Raw genomic sequence first — 14,020 nt, forward strand, 5'->3', positions numbered from 1 at the left:
CTATCTCTGTTTGGTCACTGTTGCGATGTATTTATGGAGGTAACCATGGGTCACATAACCCGAAAGAAGTGTTTGGCAATCATGGCGCTCGGCGCGATGGTTGGCCTCCTCCTTATGCCCATCTTCGTCTCTCTTCCCGCATTGGCAAGTGGTGGCGGCGAGGCTCCTGCTGGAGCGCCGGCCGATGCTGCGAAGAAGGAAGGCGAAGCGGAAAAGAAGGTGGAGAAGGCGCGAGATGTCTATTACAAGGTTGAGGGTATCGTCAGCAGTGCGCCAGCGCCAAAGACGACCGATAGCGAAAAAGATTACCCTCGGTACAATTTCGAGAGCCGCGTTCTTTTGTGGTTCGCCAATCAGCAGCATCTCTACTATGGAAGTTTCGTTCTTGCGGTTCCGATTTTCTGTATGGTCATTGAATTCATGGGAGTCGTGGCCAAAGACAAGGCGATGGCTAAAAAGTATGACCAGCTGGCCTATGACTTCATCAAGATCAGTCTGACCGCCTATTCGCTTACCGCTATCCTGGGCGGTATTCTCATTTTCACCTTCCTGACATTGTATCCGGCCTTCTTTCAATATCTGTCCAGCATTTTTAGGCCGGTCATGCACATCTATGCTTTGATGTTCGTGGCTGAGAGTGGGACCCTCTACATCTATTATTACGGCTGGGACAAGATGAAGGAGGGATTCCTGAAGTGGATTCACCTTAGCATGTCGGTCATTCTGAACGTCATTGGAACGGTTCTGATGTTCTTGGCTAATTCGTGGATTGGGTTCATGATGTCGCCGGCCGGGGTTGATGAACAGGGGCGCTTCCTTGGGAACATTTGGCACGTGTTGCACACCGCCTTGTGGAACCCGCTTAATCTTCATCGAATTCTCGGAAACATGGCGTTCGGCGGCGGCGTAGTGGCTGCCTATGCGGCGTACCGCTTCTTATCGGCCAAGAACGATGAAGAGCGGGCGCACTATGACTGGATGGGCTATATCGCCATGGCCCTCGGCGTAGCATTTTTGATTCCCTTGCCTTTTGCCGGCTATTGGTTGATGCGAGAGGTGTATGCCTATCGCCAGCAGATGGGTATCACTTTGATGGGTGGATTGCTTGCCTGGCTGTTCATTATCCAGGCCACGATGATCGGGATTCTTTTCCTTAGCACCAACTATTACTTGTGGCAGGCCCTGGGCCGTATGAGAGGTGCTGAAAAGTATCAGCGTTACATTAAGTACCTCGTATTCCTGCTCGTGTGCGGATTCTTGGTATTCATCACGCCGCATACAATAGTGATGACTCCTGCCGAGCTGAAGGCAATGGGAGGCCAGCAGCATCCGGTTCTCGGGAATTATGGCGTGATGTCGGCCAAGAATGGCGGGATCAATGTCATCATTACTACGACGGTTTTAAGTTTCGTCTGGTATATGCGGGGTAATAAGGTTTCCACCGTTTCGTGGGCGAAGTTCGGAAATATCTTTATGGGTGTATTCTTCGCCCTTGCGTACATCAATATTATCTGGTTGGCCATCTATGGTTATTACATTCCAGCCAACGTACGCGTCGGACTATCCGTTCCCCAGGTTGCGACAACTCTGTCCTGTCTATTCTTCATGTTCGCTCTGAATAGCGTCATGATGAAGGGTGCGAAGCAGATGGGGCCGATTGAATGGGGGAAGATATCCGCCCGATCTCAGTATGCGTTGATCATGCTAGCCACGGCGTTCACCTGGATGATGGGCTTGATGGGGTATATCCGCTCATCGGTCCGTCTTTTCTGGCACGTCAATGAAATCATGCGCGACAATTCCCCGTGGGCTTATACTCATACCGTCGGATTCGCCGCGAATATGATTTCGTTTAATGTCTTGTTCTTCTGGATCAGTATCATGTTCGTTTTCTGGCTCGGCACGCTCGGTGCGAAAAAAGCTCCTGTGGAGGCCAAGGCGCCGGTTCCTGGAAGAGCGCCGGAGCCCGCAGTTGGTCACTAACCTAGATTAAGCCAAATGAACGTCATGGGGGGGAGCCTCATTGGTCAGCCGATGAGGTCCTCCCCTCCTGCAGGAGGTTTGAGCTGTGATTGATCTCATAAAAGAGTCGCTCTCTATCGGCTGGCCGGCGCTCATTATTTTGGTCGGCTTGCTCTTCTACTTCAAGGCTACCATTCCCGATCCAGTCGCCAATAAGCGCACTGTGTTCAAAACCTTTATCGGTATTTTAGCTGCGATTCTCTTGTTTATGGCGGTGGCCAATTACAAGATGAATTTCTTCGGTGAATCACGATTGTTGCCTGTTTCCCTGGTCCTCATTACGGCTCTGACGTTTATGATGGCGCTGTATTTCACCAACATCAGCGCCCTACTGAAAATCGGTGGCTTCATGTTCCTAATTGCCGCGGCCTTGTCCGGCTATGGAAACTGGCTGCCGCAGGTCGAAGGTGGATTTCCTCCCAAAGAAGAGAAAAAAGATTTCAGCAATATGCCTCAAAGCGAATTGGCCGATGAGGGCGAAAAGATTATCTTCGGCGGCGTCGGGCAAAATAAGGTTCAGGGTGCAATTGGAAAAGGTCAGTGCCCGCTCTGTCATGCATTTCACAAAGGGATGCTTGGTGAACGGGCTCCTAACCTCGACGGCTTGCCGGAACGATCAGAAAAACAACTGTCGGATCCGAAATATCATAAGGGAAACCCGGCGGGTCGAGATACGGTCCAAAAAGAGGCGTTCCCTGGGTCTGGAACGGCCGAGAACGGACAGGAGTATATCGCTGAGTCCCATGCCTGCCCGAGTTGCTTTGTTGTGTCCGGATACGGTGTGAAGGGGACCAATGACAAGGAGAGCCCGATGCCGGCGATCCATAAGCCACCAATCTCATTGTCTTTGCCGGAGCTGGCGGCTGTAGACACCTGGCTTTACGTTCGCGAGGGAAGAGAGGCGCCGAGCTTCGACGATATCGTGAAGTCATACGAAAAGTTTATACCAGAGGCAGATCGGCCAAAGATGTCAGAGGATAAGCCGGCTGCTGGTGGTGGGACTACGCTGATGGCCGATGGCACCGAACCGGTGGATCAGATCTTTACAAAAGCGACGTGTGTTGCGTGCCATACGATCCCCGGCATCCCTGGCGCGGTCGGCACGGTGGGGCCTAAGCTCGACGAGGGGACTAACGCTCCATTGCGGCTGAAGGACAAGGATTATAAAGGAACGGCCAAATCGACTTCTGAGTACATTATGGAGTCGATTATCGATCCGAGTAAGTATGTGGTGAAGGGTTTCCCCGACAATCAGATGCCGAAGGTGTTCGGACAGAAACTAAGCGCGGGTGCCTTGAAAAAGATTGTAGACTATTTGTCGCAAATTCAAGCGGGCAAAGAGCCGCCAAAGATTTCGTAGCTAGGGGCATTCACCTTAGCATACTTAAGGAGTTCAACGATGAAAGCGATTATGTCCATTGGGGCGTTAATTGGGGTGGTGGCATCGCTTATCCTGATCGGTATGATTTTCGGGATAATACCATCAACCACCGTTCGCCTGGTCGAGGGCTACATGCCCATGCAGTTGTTGAGTGAGCTGGCCATTTTTGTGGCGGGATTTGCCGGCATCAGTTATATGTTGAGCTCATTGGGGATCTCCTTCCCTCGTTTCTGGCAGGGGATCCTTTTTTGGGTATTCATTCTTTTGTATCTAAAGTATCGCGTCTATCCGCCGATTCCGTTCAGTGTCCGTGCCATGTACGGTACAGTATCTCTCATCGCGGTCTTCATGTGGATGTCCAGTAATGAAGAAGACTGGAAAAAGTTCAAGCAGCCGATCATCAACGTTTTGGATGCTCAGACCGGGTTCCATAAGGCGCTTCGGACCTTGTATCTGGTCCTATTGCCGATCCTGATCGGTGGGTTCTCATATAATGCCATGAAGCCGAGCAGTGAAGAGCCGATTGAGCTGCGTACCGTACATCCTGCCCCGCCGGCCAGCACAAAGGTTCATGGAAAGACGTATACATTGCAGACGTCTCAGAACCCGTATCGGGTGAATCCTGAGGGAAAGTACGATCAAGAATATAGCAATGGTCTGATCGTGGAACAGGGCATGGGGCGACTGATGAAACCCAATGCCAATCCGTGGGACGAGAATGCACAAGGTTATTTGAAATATGTAAGGGAAGGCGGCGAAATCTTTTTCCAGAATTGCCATTTCTGTCACGGCGATAATCTTAACGGTCGAGGGCTTCACGCTTTCGCATTCAACCCCATCCCGGCCAATTTTACCGATCCGGGTACTATTGCCCAGCTGCAAGAAACCTTTATCTTCTGGCGGGTGGCTAAGGGTGGAATCGGTCTCCCCAATGAAGGATTCCCCTGGGCCTCCGTTATGCCGCCTTGGGAACAGCATCTGACGACAGATGAAATCTGGAAGGTCATCCTGTTCGAATATTGGCACACCGGGTATTATCCTCGGACATGGGATTAATCGACTTCTATTTTGATAAACAGGTCGAGAGGTTAACAATGAGCAATGTGTACGAGCTAGCAAAACCGAGGCTGATCGTGGCAGCGGCCTTAGGTATGGTTCTTCTATCCGGAGGCGTTGGTCAGATTGCGCTTGCGGACGAGGCACTGCCGGAAGGATTTAAGAAAGCTGAGTTGGCTCCAGGCCCGCCGGCCGACATGATTGAGGCAGGGAAGCGGGTCTATTTTACGAAATGCGTCTGGTGTCATGGTGTTGACGGCGCCGGGGATGGGCCGGGTGCCGATCGATTGTGGCCGCGCCCTCGGAATTTCAACCAGGGTACCTTCAAGATCCGCCATACCGCCAGCGGTGAATTGCCATTGTATAACTACAATGAAAGAACTCCTGGGTCCGGGAAGAATGACCTACTCGATACGGTGACCCATGGATTGCCGGGGTCCGCTATGCCGCCGTGGGAAGGAATTCTGACGGAGGAACAGCGTATCCAGGTCCTTGCGTTTGTCACGACGCAATTGGTGAAGGACCGAAAATTCACGGACAAGGAATCCGAGACTCAGACAGTTTTGCAACTCAGCAGCATCAATCCCATTCCGCCGAGCGAAGAGAGCATTAAAAAGGGATCTGAGTTGGTTGTCGAGAGAAAGTGTATTGAGTGCCACGGCGTCGAGGGAAGGGGTGACGGCAACGCTTTCAATCTGAAGGACGACTGGGGGTTCTCAATCCAGCCTGCCGATTGGCACAAGTGTTGGAACTTCCGCGGCAGCCGCCAGGATCCTTATAACGTGAAGAACATCTTCCGAACCTTCTCGACCGGTATCAACGGGACACCGATGCCTTCGTTTGCGGATAATACGAGTGTGGAGGAGCGGTGGCACATCGCGAACTTTGTGAATTCGCTTTGCGAGCGCGATGGAGAAGGAAATCCGCTTCCAATTGATCCTTTGACTGATAAGCCGAAGATCAACTTCGTGATCCCCTCGGCGCTCATCGAAGGAGAAATTTCGGACGATCCCGAGCATGAGATGTGGCAAAAAATGGGTCGTCGGATCGTCGCCATGGGTGGACAGATCACTCATAAGCCCAGAAACTTTGTCAATCGAATTGACGATCTATGGGTCAAGTCGCTCTACAACGATAAAAATGTTGTGTACTTGCTCCAATGGGATGATCGGACAAAAAGCATCGCAGAAGGCAAATTGAAGTGGGCTCCCACGCAGGTCAATGTTGAAAATTTCGGTGTAAAGGAGCAGGCTCCAAAGACCGGTGAGGAAGGTTCGATTGCGGCAGCACAGAACAATTATTCCGTCTATAACGACGCAGTCGCTATGCAATTCCCGATCAAATGGCAGGAGATTCCCGCTCCGTTTAAGCCACGGTACTTGTTCGGGGATTCTAAATTCAATGCCGACATTGTGAAGTGGGAAGCCGATGGTTCCCTCCGGTCGTTCCTGGGGACGGGATGGGATCAGGATTTTGAAGAACGGGATGACTTCGAAGAGCGGATGAAGCTCATGAAAGCCGAGTGGAAGAATGGACGGTGGACAGTCATGATCTCGCGGCCGCTCGGCCATGGTAAAGACGATTATGATGAATTCACCAAGTTCGACGTGGGTCGATACATTCCCACCGTTTTCTTTGCCTGGGACGGCCATAATGGGGATGCCGGGCGCAAGATGGCCGTATCGGCGTTCTATTACACATTCCTAGAGCCGCCGATTCCGCAAGAAGTGTATATTTATCCAGTGTTGATCGCGGTCGGCGTGGTCGTTCTCGAGGGCTGGATCTTGACCCGCCGGGCCAATAAGAAAAAAGGTAAGGCTTAAGAAGGGGCATAGGAAGAGAGGAAGCAGTATGGCGAGGGGGTGGGAGATCCCACCCCCTCGTTGTTTTTGAACAGGAAACGCTCTTGATCTCTAGTGTAGGCCGATATGGAAAAGGATGTGACGGCTTGCCTAATCGCCGGTGGTAGAAGTCGTCGAATGGGACGCGACAAACGACTGCTCTGCTTGGAAGGTGCTACGTTAATAGATCGTACGCTCCGAACCCTGGAAACTTTGTTCGAAGAAGTCGTCATCGTCTTGGCGACTCCGGTGGAGGGGTGGAGTAGTGAAGGGCACCGGGTGGTGTACGATGCGATGCCGAATTGTGGTAGTTTGGGCGGGTTATATACCGGCTTGATTGAATCCGGCGCTTCGCGAACGTTCGCTGTGGCCTGTGACATGCCGTTTCTCAATAGCGACGTCATTCGGTATCTGCTTGATGTCGACCCAGATGCCGACGTCGTCGGGGCAAAATTGGACGATCGGTTTCAGCCCATGCACGCCGTGTATTCCAAGCGCTGTGCTCTCCCTCTCGAGGAAATGGCAAAATCCGGGAACCTCAAGATTCAAGGGCTTTTCGAGAATCCTCTGCTCAAAATAAAGATCGTCACAGCAGCAGAACTGATCAACCTGGATCCTGCTCTTCGTTCTTTTCGAAACATCAATACGCCCGGTGATTTTGAAGCGGCGCAGGCCTTCTTCTCTCAGCGACCGTGAACGCTCGCCACTTCATGTCGATTCGTTAGGATGCGTCTGCTGATTGTCCATCCGGGCGGGATTGGCGACGTCCTTCTTGCCCTGCCCGCTATCCGAAGTCTTCGCTACCGGCACCGTGCGGACGAGATGGGATTGCTCGCCGCCAGACAAGTCGGGCGGTTGTTGCGGGATTGTCGCGAGGTCGATACGGTATTCTCTCTTGAATCAGGAGCGTTGACTGATTTGTTATCCGCGGGAGCCCCGCGAGCGACTCTATTTTTCACCTGGCTGGAAGGATGCGAGGTGGTTCAATGCTGGATGGCCGACTGGGATGGACGACTTGCCTTGAAGTTGTCCGGGCAAGGTAGGCGGCGAAGTATCATTTGTTCTGCGAGCACCGTTGCGTCGCATAATCGTCATCAAAGCGACAGCTACTTGGAAGCTGCCGAATGTTCCGGCTTGGAACCGGGGGAAGAAGAGCCGTTAGCTCTTCAAGAAGGCCTGGAGGCAGCAGGGCGAGCGGCGTTAATCCGAGCTGGCATGCCGCTCAATCAACCCTATGTCGTGCTCCATCCGGGAAGCGGCAGCCTCCATAAATGTTGCGATCCCGCATTGTTCGGCTCCATTTTATCCTGGCTGAGGCAGCGGGGGCTTGCTCTCCTTATTGTTCAGGGACCGGCGGATGAAGCACAGATTAAGAGCATCCAGGCCGAATTAAGACAGCCATTTCATCTCCTCGATTATTGTGATCTCTCGACGATAGCCTGGATTATCAAAAATGCCGTGCTCTATGTGGGACATGACTCCGGGATCACGCATCTTGCCGCGGGCCTCGCCGTTCCAACCGTGGCCTGTTTTGGCCCGACTGATGAAGCGCGTTGGGGCCCTAGAGGAAAACGGGTGTCTATTATGAGAGGCGCTGCATGCCACTGCGCCGACTGGGATGCGGTGCAACAGTGCCGAGATAAACCTTGTCTGAGAATTTCGTCCGCATCATTGATTCAGGCCTGCGAAGCTATGTTGAAGGCACAGAACTGAATGTGAACGCCTCATGTTCTCCTTGTCTCGGTCTTTCAGGCTGTGCTAGATTGACTGGTTGATTTCCTCTGTTTGAACGCAGACTTAGAGGGTATGTGAGCCAGGGTGTTATCCAAGAACAGGTGCACAGCGCCGTCGTTCAGGCCATTCTGCAAGCCAGACACAAAGGACAGCTGAAGGCACAGGGCGAGCCGGTAGTGCAGCTGGACCCTCCGAAAAAAGCTGAGTGGGGTGATTTGGCCACGACCGTTGCCATGTCCATGGCGTCCGTCGAAGGCCGAGCTCCAATCGATATCGCGCAGATCATTATCGACAATATCGCTGCGTCTGCTGTTCTTTTTGAGCGAGTGCAGATCGCACGACCCGGTTTCATTAATTTTACCCTTCATCGTTCGTTATGGGGAAAAGTTCTTCTCGACATTGAACGACGTGGAAACCGTTATGCCCATGACACGATCGGGAACGGGAAGCGCGTTCTGATCGAGTATGTCAGCGCGAATCCGACCGGGCCCTTGCACGTCGGACACGGGCGGGGTGCGGCGGTGGGCCAAGCCGTTGCAAACTTGCTAAGCGCGATGGGCTATGACGTCACGAGTGAATATTACATCAACGACGCGGGGCGGCAAATGAAGTTGCTCGGCGCGTCGGTCTACGGGCGATATCTCGAATTATCAGGGCGTTCCGCCTCGTTTCCCGAAGACGGATATCATGGGGCGTACATTCAGACGATCGCCGAGCGTCTGAAAAGGCAGGTTGGAGCCGAACTGCTAGCGCTATCGCCGAAAAAAGCGGAAGAGGAATGTAAGGGTTTTGCCTATCAAGAACTTTTAGCGGATATCCGGCAAGACCTTGAAGTCTTCGGAGTGGCGTTTCAGTCCTGGTTCAGCGAGGCGTCTCTTCTTGCCAGCGGGACCGTAGAGCAGGTATTGAACGACCTCCGATCCAAGGACCTGTTATTTGAGGAAGACGGAGCCTGGTGGTTCCGCTCTTCGCGGTTCGGGGACGAAAAGGATCGTGTCGTGCGAAAGAAGGAGGGCGACTATACCTATCTCGCGTCGGACATCGCTTACCATTGGGATAAGCTGCAACGCGGCTATGATTCGCTCATTGATGTCTGGGGAGCGGACCACCATGGCTACATCCCGCGGATGCGAGCCGCCGTACAGGCTTACGGGTCTGCTCCGGGCACATTACGGGTGGTTCTCGTGCAAATGGTTCATCTGCTTCGCGGCGCGTCTAAGGTGGAGATGTCGAAGCGGTCTGGAGAATTTGTGACGCTTCGCGAGGTGATCAACGAAGTGGGCGCCGATGCCGCCAAGTTCTTTTTCCTGATGCGCGATTCCTCGACACACCTCGATTTCGATCTCCAGCTCGCCGCACAACAATCCCGTGAGAACCCCGTGTACTACGTGCAATACGCGCATGCCCGCATTGCGAGCCTATGGCGAGTCGCCGCCGCCCGCGGTATTGAATGCCCGCGCCCAAGCGAAGCGGATTTGGACTCTTTGCGGGACGCAGATGAGGTGGCCCTCATTCGAAAGCTGTCCGGTTATCCGGCGGTTCTTCAGGCGTCCGCCGACACATTAGCTCCTCATCGGGTGGCTCATTACCTTCAAGAACTGGCCGGCCTCCTTCACCCTTTTTATTTCAAGCATCGCATCTTGCCGCCGGCAGCCGATGAGGATTTGCGGGACGCCGCCCGGAATAATTTGACGGCCCAAGCGGACTCCTGTTCCAGCCGGCAGCATGAGGTCCTGACTCCGGCGCTCACCGGGGCGAGACTGGCACTGATGTGGGCCGTGCAGCAGGTGATCAAGAACGGTTTACGGATCCTCGGCGTATCCGCTCCGGATCAGATGTAGGAGAATCGGTTCATGATCTCGTTTGAAATCCTCGGTGGCGATTCCCTGTCCCGCGCGCGGCTCGGTAAATTAATCACTGATCGAGCCGAAGTCGAGACTCCCGCTTTCATGCCGGTCGGCTCACTGGGCAATGTCCGAAGTTTGGACGGGGATGATTTGCAAAGGATGGGATATGGCCTGATGCTCAACAATGCCTATCACCTGTATTTGCGGCCCGGGCACAAGGTGATCGAGGAATTGGGCGGATTGCACTCGTTCTCGACATGGCCCGGAGCCATCCTGACCGACAGCGGAGGATTTCAAGTCTTCAGTTTGGCGAAATTCTGCAAAGTGACGGACGACGGAGCGACGTTTCAATCACATATCGATGGATCAGCGCATTTTATCAGTCCCGAACGCGCGATCGAAATTCAAGAAGCGTTGGGAGCCGATATCATCATGGCCTTCGATCAGTGTATTGCCTTGCCTTCGAATAAGGAGCAGGTGAAGGATGCCGCCAGACGAACATTACTCTGGGCGCATCGCTGCCTGGCCGCCCATCGCAAGCCCGGACAGGCGCTCTTCGGGATTGTGCAAGGCGGGCTGGAACCAGAGCTTCGTGTGCAAGCGGCGCGCGATCTGGTTCCATTGGGGTTCGACGGGTTTGCGGTCGGCGGACTGTCGGTCGGGGAAGACAAATCTGACATGTACCGGATGCTCGATGTCACCGTGCCCGAGCTTCCGTCCTCCAAGCCCCGGTATCTGATGGGTGTGGGCATGCCCGAAGATCTGGTGGAGGGAGCCGCGCGGGGCATCGATCTGTTTGATTGCGTCGTGCCGTCCCGACATGGCCGGACGGGATGGCTCTTTACCGCCACCGGTCGGGTTCTGATTAAACAGGCGCGCTATGCTCAAGACGAGTCGCCCGTGGATGCTGGTTGCCGGTGTCCGGTTTGTGCGCGGTATTCGCGCGCCTATCTGCACCATTTATTCAGCGTAAAGGAAATGCTCGGGGCAAGGTTGAACACGATTCATAATCTCTGGTTTTTTGCGGAACTCATGCGGCAAATTCGTGAATCCATCCAGCGAGGTTCGTTCGGAACGTTCCGCCGTCGATTTCATGATCGTTATCAGCCATACGAGGCAAACGCGAGCGAGGACTTTAAGACGGGGGTGTCCGAGCCGGTGAGGAATGCGGGAGGGAGAGCATGATGTGGCAGTCAGTAGCATGGGCGGAGGGAACGTCAGGCGGAGCCGGGGCGGCGGGCGGATTACTTAGCCTCGTTCCCTTTGTGTTGATTTTCGTCATTTTCTATTTTCTTCTGATCTTGCCGCAGCAAAAAAAACAGAAGCAGCTGAAGCTCATGCTCGAAGCGCTCAAAAAGGGCGACAAAGTCGTGACTGCGTCCGGTATTTGGGGAACGGTGACGAACCTCGGAAAAGAAACGGTGACCCTGCAGATCGCGGATAACACCAAGATCAAGATCCAGAGGGAACATATTGCGCGTATACGCGCCGATGAAGAAGACTGATTGTTGGGACAATAGGGGACTGCTGATCCATGAAAAAAGTCGGGGGACGATTGTTGGCGTTGACCGTGGTGGTGCTGGGGTCCATCGCATTTTTTCTTCCATCCTACCAACCGCTGTACAAGGAAATGCCGAGATGGTTGCGGGCCATTCTTCCCGACAAGGGAATCACGCTCGGCCTGGATCTTCAGGGCGGCATCCATTTGGTTTTGGAAGTCGAAGAAGAGCGTGCCGTCGAAATCGCCGTGGACCGGGCGGTGGTGTCGGCGCAAGATCTTCTCGTAGAGAAGAAAATCCCTGCTGAATCGGTCAAACGGGTCGGGTCCTCGCAAATTCTCATCTCGTTCCAGAAGGCGGATCTCAAAGAGCAAGTTCAAAAACTCCTGGACGACTTCCCGACGTATATGGAGGTCGAGGCCTCGGGAACGCCGAACAGCGTGTTATGGGCGCTGCGGGAGGCGGAAATCAAGCGCATCAAGGATTCGGCCATCAATCAAGCGTTGGAAACCATTCGGAACCGGATTGATCAATTCGGCGTGGCGGAGCCGTTGATCCAACGGCAGGGCTTGAAGCAAATTGTCGTGCAACTGCCCGGCATCAAGGATCCCAAGCTGGCGAAAGATCTCATCAAGCAAACCGCGCTGCTTGAGTTCAAAATGCTGGACGACGAGGGCCAGCGGAAGGTCGAACTTCCGGGACGAATCCAGAAAGGCAAAGACCGCGAGGACGCGTTGCAGAAGCAGTTCGAGGGCAAGATTCCGGAAGAAGATCAGATTCTGTTCGAGCGGGTGGTCGACAAGGACGGATCTCAAGAGTATTTGATTCCATATCTGGTGAAAAAACGGGTCATGCTGGCGGGCGACGTGCTCAGCGACGCCAGAGTGTCGATCGGCCAATTCAATGAGCCCTATGTTTCGGTCACGTTCGACGCAAAAGGGGCTCGGGAATTCGACCGGATCACGGGCGAAAACGTGAAGAAGCGGATGGCCATTGTCCTCGACAACACGATCTATTCCGCCCCTGTGATTCAAGAACGTATTACCGGCGGGCGCGCGCAAATCACCGGCACTTTTTCGATGGAGGAGGCCAACAATCTGGCCATCGTGCTTCGGGCCGGGGCCCTGCCCGCGCCGCTCAAAATTATTCAGGACTTGACGGTCGGGCCGTCCCTGGGCCGGGATTCCATCGAGAAGGGAATCAAAGCGACCTTGGTCGCCGGCATTCTGGTCGTCGTATTCATGGCGGTCTACTATCGGTTATCCGGAGTGATCGCCGATTTTGCCCTGGTACTGAATCTGGTGTGCCTCATCGGCGCGCTCGCGGCGCTCAACGCCACGCTGACCTTGCCCGGCATTGCCGGGATTATTCTGACAATCGGAATGGGGGTAGACTCCAACGTCCTGATCTTTGAACGTATCCGGGAAGAACTGCGCCAAGGCAAGCCAGTGCGCCTTGCCATCGATGCGGGATATGACAAGGCGTTCCTGACTATAGTGGACTCGCACGTCACGACGTTGATCACCGGGTTCGCGCTGTTTCTGTTCGGAACCGGTCCGATCAAAGGGTTTGCTGTGACCCTCTGCCTCGGGATCGCCATCAATCTCTTTACCGCTTTGGTCGGCACCAAAGTGATTTTTGATGTGATTAATCAACGGCGAAAGTTGGAGCAATTGAGCATTTAGCATTCAGCATTCCGGTAGGAAGGGGAGCGGGCATGTTTGAGATCCTGGGGAAGACGAATATCGATTTCATGGGCAAGCGCAAGTATTCATTTATTTTTTCCGGCATCATGGCCCTGCTTGGCGTGATTGCCTTGATACAGATCGCCAGGGGGGCCGCCAACATGGGCATTGATTTTGCCGGCGGTACGGCCGTCCAACTGAAATTCGAGCAGCCGGTCCGTATCGACGAGGCCAGGCGGGCGTTGGAATCGAACGGGCTCGCGCATGCGGAATTGCAGGAGTTTGCGCAGGAAAACAAGCTGCTGGTGCGCGTCAAGGCCTCGACGTCGATCGAAGAGAAAACCGCCGACCGCGTCATGGCGGTGTTCCGAAAAGAATTTCCCGCGAATACGTTCGTCGTTGATTCCAGCACCGAAATAGGTCCGACCATCGGCAAGAAGCTACAGGAAGATGCCCTTATTGCCGTATTGATTTCCTTCGCCGGCATCATTGCGTATATCGCCGTGCGGTTCGAACTTCGTTTCGGCGTGGCAGCCGCCCTTGCCACCTTTCATGATGTGCTGGCGGTGCTCGGAGCCTTTTACTTGCTCGATAAGGAGATTACGCTCCTGGTGGTGACGGCTCTGTTGACGCTCGCGGGATACTCGCTGACCGATACCGTGGTCATCTTCGATCGTATCCGGGAAAATCTCCGCATGCGGCGTCGTGAACACGAGGAGACGATTCTCAACACTGCCATCAACCAAGTCTTGAGCCGGACGATAGTGACGAGCTTGACGGTTGTGGTGGTGCTGATTCCGCTGGCGGTGGCGGGCGGCGAAGTCTTGCATGATTTCTCCTTGGCGTTGCTCTGGGGAGTCATCTTTGGGACCTACTCCTCGGTATTTGTCGCGACACCCTTGCTGGTCGTTTTGCCGGGCACGGCCGGCCGCCTGCTGAAGCGAGCGTAGGTACC

11 protein-coding genes are annotated in these 14,020 nt (G+C 54.0%); all 11 read left to right on the plus strand.

From position 1 onward, the window contains the following. Positions 1 to 81 precede the first annotated feature (81 nt). Positions 82 to 1,983: a cytochrome ubiquinol oxidase subunit I gene (locus ACWGXE_RS05925; protein WP_447602096.1), complete on the plus strand. Its 1,902-nt coding sequence runs from the start codon at positions 82 to 84 to the stop codon at positions 1,981 to 1,983. A gap of 85 nt (positions 1,984 to 2,068) precedes the next feature. Further along, positions 2,069 to 3,382, plus strand: a complete 1,314-nt coding sequence (locus ACWGXE_RS05930; RefSeq protein WP_447602097.1) for a c-type cytochrome — start codon at positions 2,069 to 2,071, stop codon at positions 3,380 to 3,382. A 39-nt stretch (positions 3,383 to 3,421) separates the two neighbouring features. Beyond that, the gene (locus ACWGXE_RS05935) at positions 3,422 to 4,459 is read left to right on the plus strand and encodes a c-type cytochrome (protein WP_447602099.1); all 1,038 of its coding nucleotides are present in this window, start codon (positions 3,422 to 3,424) and stop codon (positions 4,457 to 4,459) included. A gap of 38 nt (positions 4,460 to 4,497) precedes the next feature. Then, positions 4,498 to 6,282 (plus strand): c-type cytochrome, encoded by a 1,785-nt coding sequence (locus ACWGXE_RS05940; protein ID WP_447602101.1) that lies wholly within the window; start codon positions 4,498 to 4,500, stop codon positions 6,280 to 6,282. A gap of 156 nt (positions 6,283 to 6,438) precedes the next feature. Then, positions 6,439 to 6,996: a molybdenum cofactor guanylyltransferase gene (gene mobA, locus ACWGXE_RS05945; RefSeq protein ID WP_447602103.1), complete on the plus strand. Its 558-nt coding sequence runs from the start codon at positions 6,439 to 6,441 to the stop codon at positions 6,994 to 6,996. Positions 6,997 to 7,026: 30 nt separating this feature from the next. Then, positions 7,027 to 8,013 carry a glycosyltransferase family 9 protein gene (locus ACWGXE_RS05950; RefSeq protein WP_447602105.1) on the plus strand — a complete coding sequence of 329 codons (987 nt, stop codon included), beginning with the start codon at positions 7,027 to 7,029 and terminating at the stop codon, positions 8,011 to 8,013. Positions 8,014 to 8,108: 95 nt separating this feature from the next. Next, positions 8,109 to 9,875, plus strand: coding sequence for an arginine--tRNA ligase (argS, locus tag ACWGXE_RS05955; RefSeq protein WP_447602107.1), 1,767 nt, complete (start codon positions 8,109 to 8,111; stop codon positions 9,873 to 9,875). A gap of 12 nt (positions 9,876 to 9,887) precedes the next feature. Further along, positions 9,888 to 11,066: a tRNA guanosine(34) transglycosylase Tgt gene (tgt, locus tag ACWGXE_RS05960; protein WP_447602109.1), complete on the plus strand. Its 1,179-nt coding sequence runs from the start codon at positions 9,888 to 9,890 to the stop codon at positions 11,064 to 11,066. Beyond that, positions 11,063 to 11,386, plus strand: coding sequence for a preprotein translocase subunit YajC (gene yajC, locus ACWGXE_RS05965; protein WP_447602110.1), 324 nt, complete (start codon positions 11,063 to 11,065; stop codon positions 11,384 to 11,386). Before tgt ends, yajC begins: the two co-directional genes overlap by 4 nt. A gap of 29 nt (positions 11,387 to 11,415) precedes the next feature. Further along, the gene (gene secD / locus ACWGXE_RS05970) at positions 11,416 to 13,065 is read left to right on the plus strand and encodes a protein translocase subunit SecD (RefSeq protein WP_447602112.1); all 1,650 of its coding nucleotides are present in this window, start codon (positions 11,416 to 11,418) and stop codon (positions 13,063 to 13,065) included. A 32-nt stretch (positions 13,066 to 13,097) separates the two neighbouring features. Further along, complete coding sequence (secF, locus tag ACWGXE_RS05975) at positions 13,098 to 14,015, plus strand: protein translocase subunit SecF (RefSeq protein ID WP_447602114.1); 918 nt, start codon at positions 13,098 to 13,100, stop codon at positions 14,013 to 14,015. The last annotated feature ends 5 nt before the right edge of the window (positions 14,016 to 14,020 follow it).

Source organism: Nitrospira sp. Nam80, assembly GCF_965152575.1.